The organism is Irregularibacter muris (genome assembly GCF_024622505.1).
GTDB classification, from domain to species: Bacteria; Bacillota; Clostridia; order Eubacteriales; family Garciellaceae; genus Irregularibacter; species Irregularibacter muris.
The window spans coordinates 1-22178 of sequence record NZ_JANKAS010000012.1; the positions used below are offsets into that span (position 1 = coordinate 1).

The window sequence follows — 22178 nt, forward strand, 5'->3', positions numbered from 1 at the left end:
TCATTGCCATCAACAAGGATGATTCAGCCCCCATATTTGAAGTAGCAGATTATGGAATTGTGGGGGATGCAACGAAAATCCTTCCCATACTTACGGAAAAGATTAAAGTAGAAATGGATGCTAAAAATTAACCACAAAGGGACAAGGGGATAGGTAGGTACCTTATCCCCTTCTTCAATTTATCTATAAAAAGTGATTACTTTATTTTTAGGGGGATAGAAAATGGATTTTCAGAGGGAATATCAAGACAAATTAGTGACAGCAAAGGAAGCAGTAAGGATCATTCAATCTGGAGATTGGGTAGATTATGGTTGGACTACAGGAACTCCTGTAGCGTTGGACAAGGCCTTAGCTGATCGGTCAGAAGAACTTACTGACGTAAAGCTACGGGGAGGAATTCTACTAAGGGTTCCTGAGGTATTTAAAGTTAAAGATGTGGCACAGCATTTTACCTGGAACTCCTGGCATATGTCAGGTATAGAAAGAAAGGCAATAGATCAGGGCTTTGCCTATTATAGTCCTATCAGATATTCAGAATTGCCTAGATACTATAGGGAGTCCTCTTGTCCCAATAATGTAGCTATGTTTCAAGTAGCTCCTATGGATAAGCATGGATATTTTAATTTTGGACCTAATGCCTCCCATATGATGGCGGTTTGCGAAACTTCCAAAAAGATCATTGTGGAAGTCAATAAAAATATGCCCCGTTGTCTTGGGGGTTTTGAAAATAGCATTCATATTTCCAAGGTAGAGTACATTGTAGAAGGAGACCATCCTTCCATTGGTGAATTAGGAGGGGCAAAAGCTACTGAAATAGACAAACAAGTAGCTCAGCTCATTGTGGAAGATATCCCCAATGGAGCATGTTTACAATTGGGGATTGGAGGTATGCCCAATGCAGTAGGCTCTCTTATTGCCCAATCGGATTTAAAGGATTTAGGAGTGCATACTGAAATGTATGTAGATGCCTTTGTGGACATTGCAAAGGAAGGGAAAATCAATGGATCCCAAAAGTCTATTGACCGATTCCGTCAAACCTATGCCTTTGGGGCAGGGACAAAAAAACTATATGATTATATCGATAATAATCCAGAAGCCATGAGTGCTCCAGTAGATTACACCAATGATGTAAGAGTGATTTCCTCTATTGATCAGTTTATTTCCATTAACAATGCAGTGGAGGTGGATTTATTTGGTCAAGTCAATTCAGAATCCGTAGGGATAAAGCATATCAGTGGTGCAGGAGGACAATTGGATTTTGTCTTGGGTGCTTATCTATCTAAGGGGGGCAAGAGCTTTATCTGCTGTTCATCAAGCTTTACCACAAAGGATGGCACAGTAAAGTCTAGACTTGTGCCAACTCTAGCACCAGGATCTATTATCACGGATACTAGAGCAAACATTCACTATTTGGTTACAGAATACGGTAAAGTAAATTTAAAGGGATTATCTACATGGCAAAAATGTGAAGCCATCATTTCCATTGCCCATCCTGATTTTAGAGAGGAATTAATTAAAGAAGCTGAAAAAATGAAAATTTGGAGAAAAAGCAATAAATGATCCGATAGGGAATAGACTGGTCAGATATCCTTAGAAGAAACAGGTACATACTTGTTTTTGATGCCTAATTTAAAAAATGTTAATAAACACAAGAAAGGATGTATTATAGATCTATAATACATCCTTTCTTTATGGAATTTTTGTTCGTATAATAAGAAAAATACGTCGTAAGCATGCCCCTATCCATTAATCTCAGCCGCTGGGGGAGTTAAATTCCGATTTGCTCATGTTTGAGCCCAAGAGTTTGTAAATTCGCTATATAGGTAGCGTCAAAAACTCGCTACGCTCAGACACTTGACTTAAAGCCCCTATATAGCTTCATTAACAAACTCTAAGTCTCTTCACAAAGCAAAATCTCCATTTAACTCCCCCAGCTGACACATAAATAGTGCGTCGTAAAAAGTGACTGTCATGCTGAAGGAAACAAAGCATCTTATGTTTGTCTTTTGGGTCTAAGATCCTTCGTTAACGTTCAGGATGACAAGCCTTTTTATAACGCACTGTTTGCAGGTCAGCTGGATTAGTTAAATGGAGACTTGACGTAGTGTAAGGGTTTAGAGTTTGTTAATGTAGCTGGAAGCGTTTTAAGTCAAGTGTTTGAGCAAAGCGAGTTTTTGACGCTGCTGAAAGCAAATTTTACAAACTCTTACCCCAAACGTAGCAAGTCGGAATTTAACTAATCCAGCTGTTCCTATCATGAAAAGAAGGGCAGTCTACGACGTATTTTTCTCCTACTACGCCACAAAATATAAATATTATTTGTTGATGCTGATTTCTAGGCGTCTTAATATATAATAGATCAAATATGCTGTTATGACTGGTGCAATCACACTAATAAAACTTATTCCAAAACCATTTTTATGAATGGTTAAAACTTTTAATACATCTACATCGAAGATATATCCAATGATATTATAAATAATAAAAATGATTAGAAAGGTGATAAAAGTAAACTTATCTTTGTTGTTCATGTGATTCCCCCTTATAGTTTTTTAGTCTTTATGTCATGCTTTTTTCACAAATATTCAATAAATTACAACTATAGTATACCAATATTCCCCTTATTATTGTATATTTTTGTAAATATCTACAGAACTAAATTTGACTTATTATTCATACTAATTTTTCTATAATCTATATAAAGACGACCACTCCATAAATTCCCTAGTATGAAAAATTCATAGGAATAAAAAATAATAAGGAATGAAATAAAAAGAATGGGGGAATTTTATGGATAATGGAGAGAAGAAAAAAACTTATACTAGCTGGCAGCAGGATGTGGAGATAGGTGAGGATTGGGCAGGATTAGAAGATCAACTCTATCTTACCGGAGGGAATAACTATAAGCAGCGGGAAGAAGCCCTAAAAGTTGCCAAGAGAATTCAAAAGAAAAGGGAATCTTAGTAATGATTTTTTAAAATGCTATCTAAAAAGATAGCATTTTTCTATATCTGTCATTTTTAAGGGATGTACCTAATATTCCCTGTATTTTAAAAAACATATGAAGAAAAATAGTATATAAGACAAAAAAGAAAGGAAGGAGAGGTTGAGCTAAATGAAAAATGTAGATCCAAAAATGAAAAAAGAAAAACAAAGAAAAATGATGGAACAAGGACAGTTTGAAATTGCCAACGAATTGGGTTTGTCCAATAATGAAATGGAGCCAGCGGACTTGGACAAGAAAACCCTTAAAGGAAAAGATATTGTCAATAAGAAAAGAAAATAAATTTATAGAAGGAGAAATAAAAATGACTAATCAGCAACCTTGGATTAATTACCCCAAAACAGTACCAGCACAAACACAAGAGAAACAACCGGGATTAGAAACCTTAATGAATCCCGTACCCATTACTGAAAATCCTGAATATATGGCATCTAACCAGCTTCAAAATAAAACCGCTATCATTACTGGAGGGGATAGTGGAATCGGTAAGGCTGTAGCTATTGCCTTTGCAAAGGAAGGGGCAGATATTATTATCGTCTATTTAGATGAACACGAAGATGCCCAGGGCACAAAGGAAATCATTGATGGTCTAGGAAGAAAGTGTATGCTCATGGCAGGAGATGTGGGACAGGATCAATTTTGTATAGAAGTGGTGAATAAAACCATAGGGGAATTCGGAAAAATTGATATTCTAGTCAATAATGCCGCCGAACAGCATACGGTAAACAGCATAGAAGAGCTTACCAACCAACAATTGGAAAAGACCTTTCATACCAATATATTTTCCATGTTCTATTTGATAAGGGCAGCAATGCCTCACTTACAGCCAGGAAGCAATATTATCAACACCGCTTCCATTACCGCCTATAAGGGTCATGAAACCCTAATAGATTATGCTGCTACCAAAGGGGCTGTAGTATCTCTCACCCGCTCCTTAGCTATATCTTTGGCTAATCAGAATATAAGAGTCAATGCCGTAGCACCAGGGCCCATTTGGACTCCTCTGATACCGGCATCTTTTACTGGAGATGAGGTGGCCCAGTTTGGAAATACTGCACCCATGGCAAGACCGGGGCAACCTGTGGAGGTTGCAGGGGCTTATGTATATTTGGCATCTCAACAGGCTTCCTATGTTACTGGACAGACCATTCATGTCAATGGGGGTATAGTGGTAAATGGTTAGTAAAAAGAGATCCTAGTTTCTTTTTTGTTTTTACAAGATGATTTTATTCTAGAATATAGTATAATAGAATAAAAAGATTCAGAAGATTTAAAAAAGTGAGAGATAGGCTGATAATCTTCCCATTATGATATAAGACTTTGGAAATATTTCTTATAGTGAAAAGAGGAATATTTCTATAAAGATAGAAATATAAATAGGTAAGGATATTTTTTGACTTTATCAGTGGGCAAAAATTTCATGTAAAAGGTGAGGAAAATGAAAAAATCAATGGATAACTTGATCATCATAGCCATATTTCTCTTATTTGCTATAGGAATTGGCATTTTATTGCCCCCGTATTTTTTTCAAAAAAATGTACAAGCTATTCAAATTAATTTGACCTTTATTACTGTTGCCCTTGTGTTATTTTTGTCCTATAGGGGCTCCTATAGGAACTATATAATGGCGGAAAAGAACTTAGAAAATAATACAAATACCATAAAAGAAATTCTTCATCTAACAGATATTATCATCAAAATACCCAATACAGAGGACCTTTTTGACACCATCTTAAAAAAGGCGGTAGAGATCATAAAACAGGCTGAAAAGGGAAGCCTTATCGTGCTAAACATGGATAATGAGTTGGAATTTAAGGCTGTTGTGGGATATGATAAGGAAAAAATTCAGAATATTAAATTGAATTTGGAGGAAACCTTTGCCTACATCAAAACCAATGGTCAGTTAACAAAACCCTGTATTATAAGAAATATAAGTGCCTTTAATGAAGCTGTATTAGACCAATCGAAATATAAAGCATTAAAATCTGCAGAGGGATTGACTGTGAAAACTACTTTAAGCTGTCCCATTGTTATTGATGGTATGCTCTATGGCATGATTAATATAGATAGTTCTGAAATAAACGCCTTTAATAATGAAGATATAGACACCATGGAGTTCTTTTCCAATCAGGCAGGTATCGTCATAAAGAACCACAAGTTGATCGATGAGGTATTATATCTATCCAGACATGATAGTTTAACCAATGTTTATAATAGAAGATATTTTGAAGAATTGTATTTGTCCTTTATGGAGAAAACACAGGAAAGTAATAGAAGCTTTTCATTAGTATACTTTGATTTAGATAATTTGAAAAATATTAATGATACCTTTGGTCATCAGGCAGGAGATAAAGCTATTTTATCCTTTGTCAATACCATAAAGAAAAATATAAGAGAATCAGATTTACTTGCCCGCTATGGAGGGGATGAATTTATTGCCATATTCTTTAATGCAGACGAGGAAAGTGTAAAGCATAGGATACACAAAATTAAAAGGTTATTAGATACAACACCTGTATATGCCCACGGAAAAATAGTAAAGGTAGAATTTAGCTATGGTATTGCCAATTACCCAGAAGATAATGCAGAATTACAAAATTTAATTAAAAAAGCAGATAAACGAATGTATGAATATAAAACAAATAGACTAAAAGATGGTGCATAATGAACATAACCCTATTAACCATAGAGAAAATAAATAAGCCCTTTATAAAAAAGGGAATACAGGAATATAATAAACGCTTAAGTAGATATTGTAAAATAAAGCATATCACGCTGAAAAAAATAGAAGATATCCATAAAAATATTAAAAATAATTCCTATATTATCTTAGTCAATCCAAAGGGGGAGATGATGTCCTCTGAAAGGCTAGGGAGCAATATAAAGAAAATGGGAGTACAGGGGAAAAGTGATATTGTATTTTTAATTGCGGATAAAGAAGTACTTGATGGAAAAGAGGATATGCATTTGGCTCTTACCTCTATGGAGATGGATAGTGAGCTTATGCTCCTTACCCTGTATGAGCAGATTTATCGGGCTTTTACCTTGATAAACAATTTACCTTATCATAAATAGGGGCGATTTTGGGCCACCTATAACTTCTTAAAAGATCTAATTCAAGTTATTAGATCTTTTTTGCGTACAGTTTTTAATAAATTTTCCTTTCCGTAACCTTTATCACGTTTTTAATTCTACAATACTGATATGATTACTACAGAAACAACAACCAACAGGAAAATTAAATAAAATTAATTAATAAAGATAATGGAGGGATTTTTAATGAGCATGTTTTGTTTTCAATGTCAAGAGGCATCTAAAGGCACAGGATGTACAGTTAGAGGAATATGTGGAAAGCCAGAGGATGTAGCAAACCTACAGGACTTATTAATTTACACAATAAAAGGGATTTCCCTATGGGCAGTAGAGGGAAGAAAAGTCGGAGTAGTCAATGGGGAAGCAGATGAATTCATTATGAATGGATTATTTGCTACCATTACCAATGCAAACTTCAATAAAAATGTTTTTGTAGCAAGAGTAAGAAAAGGTCTTAAATTAAGAGATACACTTAAAGAGCAAGTAGCTTTAGCTGGTGGCGATACAGCAGCAGTTACCCATGATGCAGCATACTTTACAGGAGAAACTCTAGAAGATTTTGAAAAGAAAGCAACCCAAGTAGGTGTTCTTGCCACAGAAAATGAAGATGTTCGATCCCTAAGGGAATTAATTATATACGGATTAAAGGGTATGGCAGCCTATGCAGCCCATGCAGATAACCTAGGATACAAAAAAGATGAAATCTTTGCCTTTATGGAAAGAGCTTTAGCCGAAACTTTAAATGATGGTCTAACAGCAGATGATTTAGTCGCTTTAACCTTAGAAACAGGAAAATATGGCGTAGATGTTATGGCCCTATTGGATGAAGCAAACACTTCCACCTATGGAAATCCAGAAATCACAGAAGTAAATATCGGTGTAGGAAAGAACCCTGGAATCTTAATCAGTGGTCATGATTTAAAGGATATGGAACAATTATTAGAACAAACCGCAGGAACTGGAGTAGATGTTTATACTCATAGTGAAATGTTACCTGCTAACTACTATCCAGCATTCAAAAAATATGATCATTTTGTAGGGAACTATGGAAATGCATGGTGGAAACAAGATAAGGAATTTGATTCCTTTAACGGACCTATTCTAATGACAACAAACTGCCTAGTACCTCCAAAGGCTTCTTATAAAGATAGAGTATATACAACAAGCAATGTAGGTTTTGAAGGATTAATTCACATCGAGGAAGATGAAAAAGGCAAAAAAGACTTTACTCAAATCATAGAGCATGCTAAAAAATGTGCGGCTCCCGTAGAGATTGAAAAAGGAAGCATTGTAGGTGGATTTGCTCACCATACCGTACTAAGTCTAGCAGACAAAGTAGTAGACGCTGTAAAATCCGGTGCCATTAAGAGATTCTTTGTTATGGCAGGCTGTGACGGAAGAATGAAGAGCAGAGATTATTATACAGAATTTGCAAAGCAATTACCTAAAGATACCGTAATTTTGACAGCAGGTTGTGCAAAATACAAATACAATAAATTAGAATTAGGAGATATCGGTGGTATTCCAAGAATCCTAGATGCAGGACAATGTAACGACTCCTATTCCTTAGCTGTTATTGCGTTAAAACTAAAAGAAGTATTTGAATTAAATGATATTAACGAATTACCAATATCCTATAACATTGCATGGTACGAACAAAAAGCTGTTATTGTCCTACTGGCTTTACTACACCTAGGTGTAAAAAATATCCACTTAGGACCAAGCCTACCAGCATTCTTATCACCAAATGTAGCCAATGTATTGGTAGAAAACTTTGGTATTGCACCAATGGGAACAGTAGAAGAAGATATGAAAGTATTCTTAGGATAATCCATTCCTCTAAGAGTTGTCTAAAATATTTTAGGCAACTCTTTATATATAGTAAAGAATTAAAAAGCCCATATACACTACATACACCAAAAAGATTAAGAAGGCTTGAAGACGGCTAATTCTTTTGGTAAAGAAAGCAGGAACAATCAAAAGAAAATTAATAATAAAGGCAACGGGAATGTCTAAAGCCAGATTCTGAGTAGTGAATTGTAAAGGGTTAAAGGATGCCGAAGCCCCTAATACTAAAGAAATATTTAAAATATTAGAGCCTATAATATTGCCCATAGATAAGCCAGCATGCCCCTTTCGAATAGCTGTTACGGACGTAATAAATTCCGGCAGTGAAGTGCCGAAGGCTAGAATAGTAATGGCAATAATTCCTGAAGGTACCCCCCAATGTTCAGCAATAATTACTCCGTAGTCTACCAATAAATTAGCACCAATTAAAATAAAAGCTGCTCCAGCAATAAAAACAAAGAATTGATAAAGAACTTCTTTAAAAGTAAAGGAGCTCTTTTTTTCATGAAGATTTTGATGGTCTTTCTGATATTGAACTACTCGTAAATTAAAAACAATATAGATAGCAAGCATGATAAAAAGAATAGTAATGGAAATTCCTTGGATCACTCCACTTGATGCAAGGAACCAAAAAGCCACAATGTATAAAAGCAGCATGATCCCTTTTATGTAAAAAATTCTTGAACGGATTTTGCTGGGCTTGATGATATTACATATTCCCAGAACTAAACCTGTATTACATATGATAGAGCCTATAGCATTTCCTATGGCCATAGAAGTTTCATTGTGAATAGATGAAAGCGTGGAGACCATAGTTTCAGGAAGGGTAGTAGCTAGACTCACTATAGTAGCACCAATAAGAACCTCTGGCATTCTTGTAATTTTTGCCAGCCAGGTAGCAGCATCAACAAAAAGATCTCCACCCTTGAGCATAAAGATAAAACCGGTAAAAAAGATAATATAGGGGATAAGCATGATTTGTTCATCCTTTCTCTCATAGAATTCTATAGTTTTAATAGCCATTAAAATCATCGGGATACTTTAAATATCTATTCAAAAGTAGATTAGACTATGACATGTATAGAATATGTTAGAACAATAAAGAGGGTCAAAAACAATTTATTACTTTACAACTTTACCATGATAAAGTATAATATCAATTAAGTTAATCATTTATTGGTGTTGGAACAAGAGATTTTTTTATTGAATGCAAGGAAGGGAGAGGATGACATGGACCACCATCATTCTAAAATAAAAGATAGAACTATAGATGAGTTGTTTCAAGCTATTTTAAAGCTAGAAAATCTAGAGGAGTGTTATCGTTTTTTTGAGGATATTTGCACCATAAAGGAAATTCAATCTATTGCCCAAAGGTTGCAAGTAGCAAAATTACTTAAAGAAAATGTAAAGTATACGCAGATAGAAGAGGAAACTAAAGCAAGTACGGCGACCATTAGTCGGGTAAATCGATCTTTGAAATATGGAGCTAATGGATACCTTTTAATCTTAGAACGATTAGGCTATGGGGATGTGAAGAGAGAAGAGTAAAAATATGAGGAGGATCTTATAATGAAAAAAAGAATGATAATAGGGGCTATTATACTAATAACACTTTCTGTATTTCTATTAGGTTGTAATAGTCAACCTACAGCGCAAGAACAGGGAGATCAATCTTTAGAAGAAATAAAAGAAAATGGAAAGCTGATTATGGGATTGGATGACAGTTTTCCTCCTATGGGCTTTAAGGATGAAAAAGGAGAGATTGTAGGCTTTGATATTGATTTAGCCAAGGAAGTCACAAAGAAATTGGGTATCGAGCTAGAATTAAAACCTATTGATTGGGCAGCAAAAGAATTAAGCTTAAGCAGTGGAGATATTGATGTCATTTGGAATGGCTTTAGTATCAGTGAAAAACGTAAAGAAAAGGTTTTATTTTCAGAACCTTATTTAGAAAATGATCAAATTATTGCTGTGGGGGCAGATTCTTCTATTAAAAACAAACAAGATTTAAAGGATAAGATAGTGGGATTGCAAATGGAAAGCACCAGTGCCACGGCTCTAAACGCTGAGCCAGATGTAAAAGATTCTCTAAAAGAAATAAAGGAATATGAAAATAATGTAGAAGCGCTTTTAGATTTAAAATCCGGTAGAACCGATGCCGTGATTGTAGATGAAGTTGTAGGAAAATATTATATCGCTCAAAAGCCAGGAGAATACAAAGTCTTGGAAGAGAACTTTGGTGCGGAATTCTATGCTGTAGGCTTTAGAAAAGAAGATAAGGCTCTAAAAGAAGCCATAGACAAAGCCATAGATGAGTTAGTACAAGAGGGAATAGTAGGAGAAATCTCTAAGAAGTGGTTTGGAGAGGACATTGTATTAAGATAGGAGAAGAATAGTATGGAAAATATACTAGAAATGTCTAAATTTATATTAGAAGGTAGCAAAAATACATTATTGTTATATGCAATAACCATGATATTTTCCATTCCCATAGGGGTTGTGGTAGCCTTAGGAAAGTTATCTAGATTTAAGATATTACAAGGTCTTATTGGTTTATATACCTGGTTACTTCGGGGAACGCCTTTGATGCTACAACTTTTCTTCGCCTATTATGGATTAGGGGTCTGGGGATTAAAGCTATCAGCCTTTCAAGCAGCCTCCTTGACTTTTATATTGAATTATGGGGCTTATTTTACAGAAATTTTTAGAGGAGGCATTCAATCCATTGACCAGGGACAATATGAGGCCTCCTATTGTTTAGGAATGTCCTATAGTCAGACCATGAAATATATTGTAATTCCCCAGGCCATAAAAAGAGTTTTACCTCCCCTATCCAATGAAGCCATCACCTTAGTAAAGGATACTGCCCTAGTAGCGGCCATAGCCATGGCAGATGTCACTAGAAACGCAAAACAAATTGTAGCTAGGGAGTTTACCATTACACCTTTTATATTAGCCGCTTTGTTTTATTTGTTATTTACTACCTTAGTGGTGATGATCTTTAGGAAACTAGAGGACAGATATGCATTTTATCAATAGATTTATTAGATTTTTCAAGCACCCATTTACTCGAGGGTGTTTTTTAATGTAAGATAGAGAGTAGAATAGATAAGTAAAGCAACACCCATAAGGAGTGAAAACCATGATAGATGAAAAAAGGATTAGAGATTTTACAGAGGGGGATAAAATACAAAGTTTTTTTATAATCAAAACCCTAGAAACAAAATTAAATAAAAATAATGAAAAATATTTAGATATAACCCTGGGAGACCATACCGGAGAGATCAATGCAAAGAAATGGAAATGCACAGAGGAAGAGGAAAATACATTTAAAGAAAATAAGTTAGTCAAGGTCAGGGGAAAGGTGAATAAGTGGCAAAGTCAGTTGCAATTTAACATAGAGCTTATCCGTTTGGCGGAAGAGGGAGACGGGGTGTCTATAGAAGACTTTGTACAATGTGCACCCCATGATTCCCAATGGATGTATCAACAAATATTCACTTACATAGAAAAAATAGAACATCAGGATATTGCAAAAATTGCCCAGACCATTTTAGAAGATAAAAAACAGGCCCTGCTCTATTATCCAGCAGCCAAATCCAATCATCATGCTGTAAGGGGGGGACTGCTATATCATATCCTGACCATGCTTAGGAGCGGGGAAAAGTTGTTAGAGATCTATACTCATTTGAACAAGGATTTACTTTTTGGAGGGATTATCCTTCATGATATGGCGAAAATAGAGGAAATGGAAGCCAATGAGTTAGGAATTGTCAATGATTATAGCCTAGAAGGAAAACTATTAGGTCATATTATTCAAGGCATAAAGGAGATTAGTAGGGTAGGCAGAGAACTAGAAGTTGATCCTGAGGTCATCCTACTTTTAGAACATATGATATTATCCCATCACTATGAGCCAGAATACGGCAGCCCGAAAAGACCTTTGATTCCAGAGGCTGAGCTACTGCACTACTTGGACATCATTGATGCTCGTTTATATGATATGAATACCGCCCTTGCAGCTACAGAAGATGGGGAGTTTTCCGAACGGGTATGGACTTTGGAAAATAGAAGATTGTATAAAAGCCCTTTGAGCTCTATATAAAATAGCTAGATCAAAATGCTTTGTTGGCCTATTAAAATATTCTTAAATAGCCCTTTTATAATCGCTATAAAAGGGTATTGTAGTAGGAGATAATTCAAATAATATTGTAAAGGTATAAAGTGCCATAAAGGAGAGAAGAAATGATGGATTATAGTAAACAAGTAAAAGAGATTGCAACTTATTTTAGAAAAAATGAAAAAGACGTAAAGGATTTTAAAATGGGTATAGAGTTTGAGCACTTTATTATAGACAAAGAGACTTTAAAGACCATCAATTATTTTGATGAAAATGGTGTAAGAGATACCCTAAAAGAATTAGAGGCCCTAGGATGGGAAGGATATTATGAGGGAGAATATATATTAGGTTTAAGCAAGGACGATAAATTCATCACCCTGGAACCGGGCAGCCAATTTGAATTTAGCATGAAACCCCAAAAAGATATTATGGGCATAGAAAAAGTATACTTTGAATTTTTGGGACAAATTATACCTATTTTAGAAAGAAAAAATCAATACCTCATTGCCGTGGGCTATCATCCTGAAACCCAAATAGAGGATATTAAAATATTACCCAAGCAAAGATATGACTATATGTTTAATTATTTTAAAACCAAGGGGAGTCATGCCCATAATATGATGAAGGGTACAGCTTCTCTACAAATTGCCATGGATTACAAGTCAGAGGAAGACTATGTAAAGAAATTTAGGATTACCAATGCCTTTGGACCAGTGATGTTTGCCCTATTTGATAATGCCTTTTATTTTGAGGGGGAAAAATGGCCAAAGCATAATGTAAGAACTTTAATCTGGGAAAACTGCGACAATGATAGATCAGGGGTAGTAGAGGGAACTTTTGATCCAGAATTTGGTTATGAAAAATATGCACAGTACATCCTAAATCATCCTCCTATTTTTGTAGACGATGGTAAAACCTTGCATTTTACAGGAAATAAATTAGCAAAGGAAGTTTTTGACCCAGAAAACTATACTGAGGATGAATTAGAGCATATCTTAACTATGGTTTTTCCCGATGTAAGAACTAAAAAATATGTGGAAATACGAATGATGGACTCTATTCCCTACCCTTTAAATCTCTCTGTACTGGCTCTATGGAAAGGCGTACTATATAATGAAGACAATGTAGAAAAAGCTTATGATTATGTAAAAGGCATTACTGAAGAAGATATTCAACGGGCAAAACAAGACATTATTGAAAAAGGATTAGATGGCAAGCTAAAGGGTGAAACAGTTTATGATCGGGGAAATTGGCTTTTAGAGGTAGCAAAAACAGGTTTGGCAGAACAAGAAAGAAAATATCTCCAACCTTTAGAGGATATGCTAAAAATGAAGAAAAACCCCTATGCCATAACCCAAGAAAAACAATCCTTGGGCAAGAAGGAAGCTATAGAGTGGTGTACATTGAATAAATTAATTGAGGTGGAATAAGGTGAATGGACAAAGCATAACAGAAGAATATATTGAAATCATCAAAGAAAATCCAGAAAAATATCATGAAGATTATAAAAAAGCTATGGAAAAGGTAGCAAAATCCAATGCAAAATACAAGGGAAAACCCATTCCCTTTTTGTATCAGCCTATGTTTTTTACCCAAGAGGATGTAGATAAGTTCAATAAAATAGGAGCTACTTTATTTTCTATAGCCAATAAAGTTACCCAAAAATATATAGAATCTCCTCAATACAGAGAAAAATTTAAATATCCCAAACTCTTAGAAGAACTCATATTAGTAGACCCGGGCTATGATATCAATGTGCCCATAGGAAGATATGATCTTTTCTATGGGGGAGGGGACAAATTCAAATTCATTGAAGTGAATACCGATGGAACATCGGGCATGAATGAAGACAATATATTTTCCAATATCCTATTAGAATCAGAAGCCATGAACATCATGCAGGAAAGATACAAGATTGACTATTTTGAACTGGTTGACCAATGGGTAGAGGAGAGCTTAAAGACCTATAGCCATTTTCATACAAAAGTGGAGAAACCCAATATTGCCATTGTGGATTTTATGGAAACGGGGATAACTGCCGAATTTGAAGAGATTAAAAAGGCCTATATCAAAAGAGGCCATCAAGCAGAAGTCGTGGAGGCTAGAGATTTAAAATATGTGAATGGCAAACTCTATCATCAGGATACACAAATCCATATGATCTATAGAAGAATTGTCACCGCAGAGTTTATAGAAAAAAGTGACCAAATTCTTGATCTAATTGCAGCCTATAAAGATGGAGCAGTTTGTGTTATAGGTTCCCTACGTTCTCAAATCATGCACAACAAAATTATCTTTAAAATCCTCCATGAGGAGGATACTTTGGAATTTTTGACAGAGGAAGAAAGAAACCTAATCAAAAATCATATTCCCATCACCAAAGAGTTTGAGGGAGATGTAAAAATCCTTAAAGAAGTATTACAGCACAAGGATAAATATATCTTAAAGCCCATAGATTCCTTTGCCTCCCAAGGCGTCAATACCGGACGAGACTTTGACCAAGAGGGTTGGGAAAAACTTGCAGGTGACTGTTGGGAAAAGGGATTTTTATATCAAGAATTTATTGATCCCTATACCAGACCCTTCGTACAGTTTGAAGAGGGCCAGCTAAAGGTAAGAGATTTTAAACTCAATATCGGTGTTATCATGTACAACGAAAAATTTGCAGGAGTATATACCAGAATCAGTCGAAATAATATTATATTTGGCAGAGAGGGGTATTATTCTATACCGAATATGTTGGTAGAAGAACAATAAATAAGATAGAAAAAAGGCCCAAGGGCCTTTTTTCTATCTTATTTATCACTTAGAGAAGTCAAAGGACAATGTTTATTGAAAATGGTGAGATAATCCTTAGGTGTATCTGCATCATATAGTATTCCTTCATCTTGTACCTCCATATATAATGATTTATTCTTATGTTGATTTAATAAAGTTTTTAGTCCGCCGTCACCATTATATTGTAGAATCTCTGAGAATAATGTGGAGGGAATTAATGGGGGATGACCTTTTTTTCCCTGATGTACAGGGTATACAATATGATCATCATTTTGGCTATAAACTTGATATAAGAGATCAATGGTTTTGCTTTTGAACAGGGGAATATCAGCAGGCAATAGAAAAAAGCCTTTTGATTGCTTAGAAAGAGATTTTATGCCTGCCAGAATAGATGAGTACATGCCTTCATGGTATTGATCATTGTATACCCATTTTATTCCTTTTTGTTCTAAAATAGGTTTTAGCTCATGGGCTTTAAAGCCTATAACCACGATAATATGGTCAATCCCTGCCTGTAAGAAACCATCAATGGCTGTTTCAATAATGGTGGTATGACCTAAGGGCAATAGGGGCTTAAATTTTTTCATTCTAGAAGAATAGCCTGCAGCAACAATTATCGCTGCTAAATCACTTTTTTTCACTTTGTTTTCATTAAACCCTTGCATTTTTCAAGATCTCCCATCTAAAATAATAAGATAGTATAACTAGGGACGTTGCCAGTTTATATTTATAGAAACCAAGATTCCTTAGAACAAGACAACGCCTCTAGCTTGTATGATATTACTTTGTTTTACTAGTAGTTTGAGGATTTATTTTTTGTTATTTCCGATCATTAAAGCTACGTTTTCGGGAGATAAGGGTAATTTATAAAAATTGATTCCCAGTGCATCATAAAGAGCATTTCCTATTGCAGAGGGCACTGAAATCATAGGATGTTCACCAATACCGCGAGCCCCATAAGGACCATCAACTTGAGCTGTTTCAGGATCTTCTATATAGATGGGAACAATTTCATCTGGAATATCCTTAGCAGTAGGTATTTTATTATCGGTAAAGGAAGGATTAAGTAGTCTTGCGTCTTGATTAAATTTATATCCCTCGACGATAGCTGAACCTACTCCCTGAATAATTCCTCCGAATACTTGACCATCAACTAATTTTTTATTGATAACCTTTCCAATATCAAAAGCAGATGCAATCTTGAAAATGTGTATTTCACCTGTTTCAATATCTACCTCTAAATCTACACCATGGGCACCAAATGTCCATACCAGACCTGGCCTACCTTGACCTGTTTCAGGATGTGGGTTTGTTAAACCACTTGCCATATAAATTCCATGGGAGATTACCGGTCCGCCAATACCATTACCATTTTCATAAACATAACCCATTGCCAATTGGGTATATGGAATGCGCCTATGGGTATGATGGGTGTGGTAAATTTCTCCATCTCCATGGGTCAATTCGTCTGGATGACATCTCAAAACTTGGGCTGCCACTTCCTTCATTTGATTAACCATATTTTTTGCAGCTTTTCGTACAGCATTACCACCCATGAATGTATATTTAGATGCAACGGTATTCCAATCATAGGGATGTTTGTCGGTATCAACATTCCACACCACTTCAATGTTTTCTATGGGTATACGTAATTCTTCAGCGGCTACCTGGGCCATTATCGTATTAGCACCTTGTCCCATATCTACAGCTCCAATCATAACCTTTACATGTCCATCTTCATCCATTTGCATGATGGCAGCAGTAGAGGTATAGCTAGGCATAGCTGGTGCTTTTTGTAACATTGCAAAGCCTTTTCCACGTATTTTTCCAGATTTTATTTCCACTTGGCGCTGTTCTTCAGTTTTACGTCCTGTCCAACCAATCTCCTTTGCTACTGCTTCTAAACAAGCCTTTGGATCTCCAGTAGTTGGATATACTAATTCACCACTTATGGTAGTTGTTCCTGGACGCAGTAAGTTTTTCAGTCTGAACGCATAGGGATCTATTCCTATTTTCTGTGCAACAATATCCATATGTCTTTCTACTGCCCAATGGGTTTCTAAATGACCAAATCCACGATAGGCTGTACTAAATACCTTATTGGTATAAATAGTACGAGAATGTAATTCTATATTGGGGATTACATAGGGGCCTGCACCAGAATAAACTGCTGTTTTTCCAACGTTTACCCCATAGTCTGCATATGCACCGCTATCCCAATCATGATAGACAATCATAGAAGTTATCGTACCATCTTTTTTGATTCCAGTTTTAAATCTACTTCTCATTCCTGCACGGGTAGGAAGTAAATTAAATTCCTCTTCTCGAGTGGCTTTTAACTTCACTGGACGTCCTTTGACAGCTCGGGAAAGAATAGTTACCAGTGGTTCAAGATGAACCCCTGCTTTTCCTCCAAATCCACCGCCGATATAGGGAACGATAACATGAACATCACTTTTAGGTATTCCTAAAGATTTGGCCAAAAGCTGACGTACTGCAAAAGGGGACTGTGCAGATGACCATATTTTAACCTTATTAGAGTAGGGATCTGCTTGAGCAATGGCCACATGGGTTTCCATTGGAACATGGGCCACGGCAGGAACAGAAAATTCATCTTCAAATATATAATCTGCTTCCTCAAATCCCTGTTCTGTATCTCCTTTTTTGGTTCTATTCCAACTTGCTATATTGGTATGAGCTTGAGGAAAGAATACCCCTTCCATATGCTCATAAGTATGAAGTTTTTCATGAACTAGGACTTTTCCCTCTAGAGCCTCATCGACATTATGAACAATAGGTAATTCCTTGTATTCCACCTTAATTAAAGAAATGGCACGCTCTGCAACAATTTCATTTTCTGCGATAACAGCGGCAACGATTTCACCTTGGTATCTTACCTTATCTCTGGCTATGATGTTTTTATCCACCATATATAATCCAACTAGGTAAGGTGCATCTGTCCCTGTAACAATTGCCTTTACGCCAGAGAGTGTCTCTGCTTCAGATGTATCAATAGATACTATTTCCGCATGGGCATAGGGAGAATGTAGAACCTTTGCATAAAGCATACCAGGTAGCTCCATATCATGAACATAGATTGCTTGACCTGTTACCTTTTCCTGCGCTTCTTTTCTATCATAAGATTTACCAATATGCTTATATTGTTTTTCATTCATTATTTCAACTCCTCTCTTTCCCTTTTGGCTGCAGATAATACCGCATCAATGATTGGAATATATCCTGTACAACGACAGAAATTCCCCGCAAGGGCTTCTTGCACTTCCTCTATACTAGGGTCAGGCTGTCTATCCAATAAAGCACGTGCTGACATGAGCATACCAGGAGTACAAAATCCGCATTGTAGGGCATCTTTTTTAATGAATTCTTGTTGAAGGATAGAGATTTCATTGTCATTGGCTAGGCCTTCTACAGTTAGAATATTTGCCCCTTCAGCTTCTACAGCCAAAATTAGGCATGAGTTAACAGGTTCACGATTCATAATAATAGTACAAGCTCCACACTCACCTTCACCACAACCTTCTTTGGTGCCAAAGAGTTTTAACTCTAAACGCAAAAAATTAAGCAGGGTCATAGTGGGATCTACTACAGCATGAACTTTTTCCCCATTTACAATGCAATTTACTGTAATAGGTGGTAAGCCCGAAGGAATATGTTCAAAGCAGTTATTTTGATTATGTTTATCACACATATTACTCAATCCCCCTTTCTAAAAGTTCCATCAAGCCTCTTTTAACTAAAACACTTGATGCATGTAAGCGATAATCTTTAGATGAGCGGACATCAGAAATTGGATGAATATGATTAGGAATTTCTTTTCCTACCCAGTTAGCCAGTTCTAATGTTAAACCTTTAGACATAATTTTCCCCTCAAGTTCAGTAAGGCGTATAGGTGTAGGAGCTACTGCTGATAAAGCAATAAAAGGTTTTTTGTCCTTTGTTAATCGTATAGCGGAGCCCACGGTTGCCAAATCATGACCTTTGATACGGGATTGTTTTAGATATATACTTACATCTCCTTCTTCTATCTCAGGAATGAATATTTCCATAACTATCTCATCTTTTTCTAGAATTGTTTGCTTTACGCCAGTAAAAAACTTATCCATTTGGACTATGCGTTTCCCTTGGGGACCAATAATATGAACTTTGGCGTTAAAAATCAAAAGTGGAGCCGCTAAATCTGCTCCGGGGGAAGCGTTACATATATTTCCTACTAAAGTTGCTCTATTTCTTAATTGATAGGAAGCCAAAGAATCAGTTGCCTGTGCAAGGGCTGTATACTTTTTACGAATAATTTGAGAATTGGCAACTTGGTTTGCCGTTACTGCTGCCCCAATAGACAACCCTTCACCAGGAATATATTCAAATTTTTTGGTGTCAGGAATACCTTTAATATCTAGAATATGTTGACAATTTTCTATATTTCGACGTAGTAGTATCATTAAATCAGTACCACCCGCTAAAATTTTAGTATCATCATTTTTTTCTAGATATCCTATTGCTTCTTCAAAACTATGTGGTTTGAAATAATCAAATGTACTTAACATAACTTTCCTCCCTTTTAGTAAATTACTTAACGAGTTAAACGATTACAAAAAATTATACCTCCTTTTCCATTTTAGGTATATCACTCATCTTCCTAAAGTTTGTGACATATGTCATTTATAATTCCCATTATACTCCATTGATGACATATGTCAATAACTATCTGTTGTTTGTTTTAAGGTAGTGATTAATTATTTTTTAATGATATACATCTGATTTAATATAAAACTATATAAGATATATTTTTGTATAGGGGTAGTATAGATTTTTTATATAGGCGAATTATGATATCTTATAGTTAGTATAATATCATCAATCAATTGTATAGAAAAATAAAACTTATTAATATCAAAAAATAAGATATAGAATATTTTAATAAAGAACCAGAGCAGGCCTTTTTGATCACAATAAAGAAAGAAAAGGTCTGTTCTGGTTCTTGACTAACAATACTTATGAAATACTTTTTGCAGAGGATAAATTACGCTTTTTTCTAATTCCCTAGATATCAATAAATACACTATAGCCGTTCCCAATATTACGGCAATCAAGGGAATACCCTTATTGAGCAACACAAAGGAGATAACAATAGGAGCAATTCCTTGCAATAGTAGGATAGCCTCCATGTGTAATGTCTTGTTTCCATGGACAATGACATAAATTTCCTCTAGTACATTCCTCATGGCGGTCAATAGGGTGTAATAGGAGAAGAAAGGAAGGACAATAGCCAACACTAGAACAATCCTAAAATCCTTAAGTAGCCATCCCCCTACCCCTAGAATCAGAAGACCCATGAGAGTGGATAAAATAAAGGGCAACAATAGATATCCCCTTAACATACTCACTGACCTTATAGGAAAGGAAGATAGAAAATAATTGGCTTCATAATGTTCTTGTAAGGGGAACAACATGCTTTGTCCTAGAATATATAGGAAATAGAAAATAAGAAGAAGGGACATGGGATTCCCCTTTGTGGAAAAAATAACGCCAATGCTTAAGAACAAATATATTCCATAGGGAAATAAATACTGTCCAGGTTGTTTAATGAATTGGGATAGATTTCTCCAAAGAAATATTTTAGAATTTCTATAATAGCCTGGTATGGAGAGAAAGTATCTTTTTTCCTTCTTATCCTTCCTTTTACCTAGCTTTTTTGCCTCTCCTGTCATTCCTAAGCTATTTAAGGTTTTAATCTGGTTTTGATGTTTACTTGCCTCCTTGAGATATTCCAACGCTGTACTTTTCATAAGGACAATAGAAAAAATGATAGAAATTATAGTGACCAACAAAAGTAGAGGGAAATAATTAAAATCCAAGGGGACAGAGAAAACTTCCCTAGGGGCAAATTCTCCCATAGGTAGCAATGATTTCTTAGCAAAATAAACCATCCATATCTGGAACAATAGGACAATACCCAAAAGAGTAAAAGAAAATATTTTTACATATTTTAAAAATAGTAGAATTAATCTTTTTATTTTTGGGGGGAGATGAAAAGAAAGCCACTGAAAATTGATCATACAGATACCTAGCATTCCTATTTGGGATAGAATCACCATAGTTTGTTTAAGCCATTCATGGGGATACAATATATGAAATATTGGGGCAATGATAATAGAAAGGGCTAGAACAATAAAGAGATTTTTTAGATGCTGTAAAAACCATTCCAAAAATATATACTGTATCCGGGGAATAGGCAGAGAAAATAAAAAATAGGTATCTCCAGTACTATAGTGCATGGGAGGAGTAGTTAACCCTTTAATGGCAAATTGAAGAAGTAATAGTATAGAGATCGTCAATCCAAAGTTTAGAGGGATGCTGCCGAATAGAGTAGCCACTCCCTGTAAAATCACTGGTGGATTATTCCATATACTTCTATAAAACAGAATAAAGAAGAAGCCTAAGAATATCAAATACACGAGACTAAAGTCTAAATAATAGTCTAGTTTATCTCTAAATTTATTCCACTTACCCTTATAACGCTTTTTAAGGAGAAAAATATAGGCTTTATTCATGGGTTTGATCTCCTCCTTCCCATAGAGCAAAATAGATATCTTCCAGACTACTATTTTGAGCCAGCTTTGTTTGTCGTTTTATCTCATGAAGACTGCCCTTGGCTAGAATTTCTCCCTTTCGCAAAATCATAAATCTTTCACACATTTTTTCTGCGGCATCTAAAATATGCGTAGCGATAATAATGGTCTTTCCCTCTTGATGTAAATCAGCAATAATTGTTTTTAAATCCCGAACGGCTCTGACATCCAAGCCTGTAAAAGGCTCATCAATCAATAAAATATCTGCATCATGGATGAGGGCGCAGCAAACAGCTACTTTTTGTCTCATTCCCTTAGAGAAGTTTGAGGGAATCATATTTTTCTTCTCCCATATTCCAAACCTTTTCAATAGATTTGTCCCTCTATGGACAAACTCATTTTCCTCCATTTCAAAGGCCATGGCTACAAATTTCAGATGTTCCCACACCGTAAGATCCTTATACAAAAGAGGTAGCTCCGGTATGTAGGATAGGGATTTTTTAGCAGAAATCTCATCCTTAGCAATAGGCACATCATGAATAAGAATCTCTCCCTTAGTTGGTTTTATCAGCCCTAGTATATGCTGAATTAAAGTACTTTTCCCCGCGCCATTTTCTCCAATAATTCCTAGGATTTCTCCTTTGTTTATTTCAAGATGAATATTTTTAAGCACCCAGTCCTCATCATATTTTTTCCATAAATCTCTCACTTCTACAATTGAGCTCAATACAAAACCTCTCCTTTT

General features: G+C 35.5%; 21 protein-coding genes and 1 pseudogene. 14 read left to right on the forward strand and 8 right to left on the reverse strand.

Translation table 11 applies throughout. The features are described 5' to 3' along the window. Positions 1-131 (forward strand): annotated as a pseudogene (locus tag NSA47_RS11790) (electron transfer flavoprotein subunit alpha/FixB family protein); the annotation flags it as partial. A 91-nt stretch (positions 132-222) separates the two neighbouring features. After that, positions 223-1560 carry a butyryl-CoA:acetate CoA-transferase gene (locus NSA47_RS11795; RefSeq protein ID WP_257532235.1) on the forward strand — a complete coding sequence of 446 codons (1338 nt, stop codon included), beginning with the start codon at positions 223-225 and terminating at the stop codon, positions 1558-1560. A gap of 755 nt (positions 1561-2315) precedes the next feature. Here NSA47_RS11795 and NSA47_RS11800 read toward each other — a convergent pair. After that, entirely contained in the window at positions 2316-2531 is a 216-nt protein-coding gene (locus NSA47_RS11800; RefSeq protein WP_257532237.1) for a hypothetical protein, read from the reverse strand. Positions 2532-2790: 259 nt separating this feature from the next. On the opposite strand from NSA47_RS11800, the gene NSA47_RS11805 reads away from it, so the two are divergent. The 6 genes from NSA47_RS11805 to hcp all read left to right on the forward strand — a co-directional run bounded on the left by NSA47_RS11805 (position 2791) and on the right by hcp (position 7927). After that, entirely contained in the window at positions 2791-2964 is a 174-nt protein-coding gene (locus tag NSA47_RS11805) for a hypothetical protein (protein ID WP_257532239.1), read from the forward strand. Positions 2965-3115: 151 nt separating this feature from the next. Beyond that, on the forward strand, positions 3116-3286 hold the full coding sequence (locus tag NSA47_RS11810; RefSeq protein ID WP_257532241.1) for a hypothetical protein: 171 nt from the start codon (positions 3116-3118) through the stop codon (positions 3284-3286). Positions 3287-3308: 22 nt separating this feature from the next. Further along, positions 3309-4187 carry an SDR family oxidoreductase gene (locus NSA47_RS11815; RefSeq protein WP_257532243.1) on the forward strand — a complete coding sequence of 293 codons (879 nt, stop codon included), beginning with the start codon at positions 3309-3311 and terminating at the stop codon, positions 4185-4187. A 255-nt stretch (positions 4188-4442) separates the two neighbouring features. Continuing rightward, positions 4443-5669: a sensor domain-containing diguanylate cyclase gene (locus NSA47_RS11820; protein ID WP_257532246.1), complete on the forward strand. Its 1227-nt coding sequence runs from the start codon at positions 4443-4445 to the stop codon at positions 5667-5669. Continuing rightward, complete coding sequence (locus NSA47_RS11825) at positions 5669-6079, forward strand: 23S rRNA (pseudouridine(1915)-N(3))-methyltransferase RlmH (protein WP_257532248.1); 411 nt, start codon at positions 5669-5671, stop codon at positions 6077-6079. The genes NSA47_RS11820 and NSA47_RS11825 overlap by 1 nt, the downstream gene beginning before the upstream one ends. A 204-nt stretch (positions 6080-6283) precedes the next feature. Beyond that, entirely contained in the window at positions 6284-7927 is a 1644-nt protein-coding gene (gene hcp / locus NSA47_RS11830; RefSeq protein WP_257532250.1) for a hydroxylamine reductase, read from the forward strand. Between the two features lie 42 nt (positions 7928-7969). On the opposite strand, the gene NSA47_RS11835 is transcribed toward hcp, so the two are convergent. Next, positions 7970-8968, reverse strand: a complete 999-nt coding sequence (locus NSA47_RS11835) for a calcium/sodium antiporter (protein ID WP_257532252.1) — start codon at positions 8966-8968, stop codon at positions 7970-7972. Positions 8969-9175: 207 nt separating this feature from the next. Here NSA47_RS11835 and NSA47_RS11840 point away from each other — a divergent pair, with 207 nt between their 5' ends. From NSA47_RS11840 to NSA47_RS11865, 6 genes are all read left to right on the forward strand, one after another. Next, positions 9176-9493 carry a YerC/YecD family TrpR-related protein gene (locus NSA47_RS11840; RefSeq protein ID WP_257532411.1) on the forward strand — a complete coding sequence of 106 codons (318 nt, stop codon included), beginning with the start codon at positions 9176-9178 and terminating at the stop codon, positions 9491-9493. A gap of 21 nt (positions 9494-9514) precedes the next feature. Then, entirely contained in the window at positions 9515-10330 is an 816-nt protein-coding gene (locus NSA47_RS11845; protein ID WP_257532254.1) for an amino acid ABC transporter substrate-binding protein, read from the forward strand. A 12-nt stretch (positions 10331-10342) separates the two neighbouring features. Further along, the gene (locus tag NSA47_RS11850) at positions 10343-10984 is read left to right on the forward strand and encodes an amino acid ABC transporter permease (protein WP_257532255.1); all 642 of its coding nucleotides are present in this window, start codon (positions 10343-10345) and stop codon (positions 10982-10984) included. A 103-nt stretch (positions 10985-11087) separates the two neighbouring features. Continuing rightward, positions 11088-12050: a 3'-5' exoribonuclease YhaM family protein gene (locus NSA47_RS11855; RefSeq protein WP_257532257.1), complete on the forward strand. Its 963-nt coding sequence runs from the start codon at positions 11088-11090 to the stop codon at positions 12048-12050. A gap of 140 nt (positions 12051-12190) precedes the next feature. Beyond that, complete coding sequence (locus tag NSA47_RS11860) at positions 12191-13495, forward strand: glutamate--cysteine ligase (RefSeq protein ID WP_257532258.1); 1305 nt, start codon at positions 12191-12193, stop codon at positions 13493-13495. 1 nt (position 13496) lies between these two features. Beyond that, the gene (locus tag NSA47_RS11865) at positions 13497-14822 is read left to right on the forward strand and encodes a circularly permuted type 2 ATP-grasp protein (protein WP_257532260.1); all 1326 of its coding nucleotides are present in this window, start codon (positions 13497-13499) and stop codon (positions 14820-14822) included. A 38-nt stretch (positions 14823-14860) separates the two neighbouring features. On the opposite strand, the gene NSA47_RS11870 is transcribed toward NSA47_RS11865, so the two are convergent. From NSA47_RS11870 to NSA47_RS11895, 6 genes are all read right to left on the reverse strand, one after another. Continuing rightward, a complete protein-coding gene (locus NSA47_RS11870) occupies positions 14861-15508 on the reverse strand; it encodes a nucleotidyltransferase family protein (RefSeq protein ID WP_257532262.1) in 648 nt (215 codons plus the stop codon). Positions 15509-15652: 144 nt separating this feature from the next. Further along, entirely contained in the window at positions 15653-18019 is a 2367-nt protein-coding gene (locus NSA47_RS11875; RefSeq protein ID WP_257532264.1) for a xanthine dehydrogenase family protein molybdopterin-binding subunit, read from the reverse strand. Then, positions 18019-18552: a (2Fe-2S)-binding protein gene (locus NSA47_RS11880; protein WP_257532266.1), complete on the reverse strand. Its 534-nt coding sequence runs from the start codon at positions 18550-18552 to the stop codon at positions 18019-18021. The genes NSA47_RS11875 and NSA47_RS11880 overlap by 1 nt, the downstream gene beginning before the upstream one ends. 1 nt (position 18553) lies before the next feature. After that, a complete protein-coding gene (locus tag NSA47_RS11885) occupies positions 18554-19408 on the reverse strand; it encodes an FAD binding domain-containing protein (protein WP_257532268.1) in 855 nt (284 codons plus the stop codon). Positions 19409-19846: 438 nt separating this feature from the next. Continuing rightward, positions 19847-21415, reverse strand: coding sequence for an ABC transporter permease (locus NSA47_RS11890; RefSeq protein WP_257532270.1), 1569 nt, complete (start codon positions 21413-21415; stop codon positions 19847-19849). Next, positions 21408-22160: an ABC transporter ATP-binding protein gene (locus NSA47_RS11895; protein ID WP_257532272.1), complete on the reverse strand. Its 753-nt coding sequence runs from the start codon at positions 22158-22160 to the stop codon at positions 21408-21410. The genes NSA47_RS11890 and NSA47_RS11895 overlap by 8 nt, the downstream gene beginning before the upstream one ends. Between the last annotated feature and the right edge of the window lie 18 nt (positions 22161-22178).

Excerpts from the sequence above, each read along its gene's own strand:
- NSA47_RS11795 (WP_257532235.1), top strand. The coding sequence starts at position 223 with ATGGATTTTCAGAGGGAATATCAAGACAAATTAGTGACAGCAAAGGAA.
- NSA47_RS11800 (WP_257532237.1), bottom strand. The coding sequence starts at position 2,531 with ATGAACAACAAAGATAAGTTTACTTTTATCACCTTTCTAATCATTTTT.
- NSA47_RS11805 (WP_257532239.1), top strand. The coding sequence starts at position 2,791 with ATGGATAATGGAGAGAAGAAAAAAACTTATACTAGCTGGCAGCAGGAT.
- NSA47_RS11810 (WP_257532241.1), top strand. The coding sequence starts at position 3,116 with ATGAAAAATGTAGATCCAAAAATGAAAAAAGAAAAACAAAGAAAAATG.
- NSA47_RS11815 (WP_257532243.1), top strand. The coding sequence starts at position 3,309 with ATGACTAATCAGCAACCTTGGATTAATTACCCCAAAACAGTACCAGCA.
- NSA47_RS11820 (WP_257532246.1), top strand. The coding sequence starts at position 4,443 with ATGAAAAAATCAATGGATAACTTGATCATCATAGCCATATTTCTCTTA.
- NSA47_RS11825 (WP_257532248.1), top strand. The coding sequence starts at position 5,669 with ATGAACATAACCCTATTAACCATAGAGAAAATAAATAAGCCCTTTATA.
- hcp (WP_257532250.1), top strand. The coding sequence starts at position 6,284 with ATGAGCATGTTTTGTTTTCAATGTCAAGAGGCATCTAAAGGCACAGGA.
- NSA47_RS11835 (WP_257532252.1), bottom strand. The coding sequence starts at position 8,968 with ATGGCTATTAAAACTATAGAATTCTATGAGAGAAAGGATGAACAAATC.
- NSA47_RS11840 (WP_257532411.1), top strand. The coding sequence starts at position 9,176 with ATGGACCACCATCATTCTAAAATAAAAGATAGAACTATAGATGAGTTG.
- NSA47_RS11845 (WP_257532254.1), top strand. The coding sequence starts at position 9,515 with ATGAAAAAAAGAATGATAATAGGGGCTATTATACTAATAACACTTTCT.
- NSA47_RS11850 (WP_257532255.1), top strand. The coding sequence starts at position 10,343 with ATGGAAAATATACTAGAAATGTCTAAATTTATATTAGAAGGTAGCAAA.
- NSA47_RS11855 (WP_257532257.1), top strand. The coding sequence starts at position 11,088 with ATGATAGATGAAAAAAGGATTAGAGATTTTACAGAGGGGGATAAAATA.
- NSA47_RS11860 (WP_257532258.1), top strand. The coding sequence starts at position 12,191 with ATGATGGATTATAGTAAACAAGTAAAAGAGATTGCAACTTATTTTAGA.
- NSA47_RS11870 (WP_257532262.1), bottom strand. The coding sequence starts at position 15,508 with ATGCAAGGGTTTAATGAAAACAAAGTGAAAAAAAGTGATTTAGCAGCG.
- NSA47_RS11875 (WP_257532264.1), bottom strand. The coding sequence starts at position 18,019 with ATGAATGAAAAACAATATAAGCATATTGGTAAATCTTATGATAGAAAA.
- NSA47_RS11880 (WP_257532266.1), bottom strand. The coding sequence starts at position 18,552 with ATGTGTGATAAACATAATCAAAATAACTGCTTTGAACATATTCCTTCG.
- NSA47_RS11885 (WP_257532268.1), bottom strand. The coding sequence starts at position 19,408 with ATGTTAAGTACATTTGATTATTTCAAACCACATAGTTTTGAAGAAGCA.
- NSA47_RS11890 (WP_257532270.1), bottom strand. The coding sequence starts at position 21,415 with ATGAATAAAGCCTATATTTTTCTCCTTAAAAAGCGTTATAAGGGTAAG.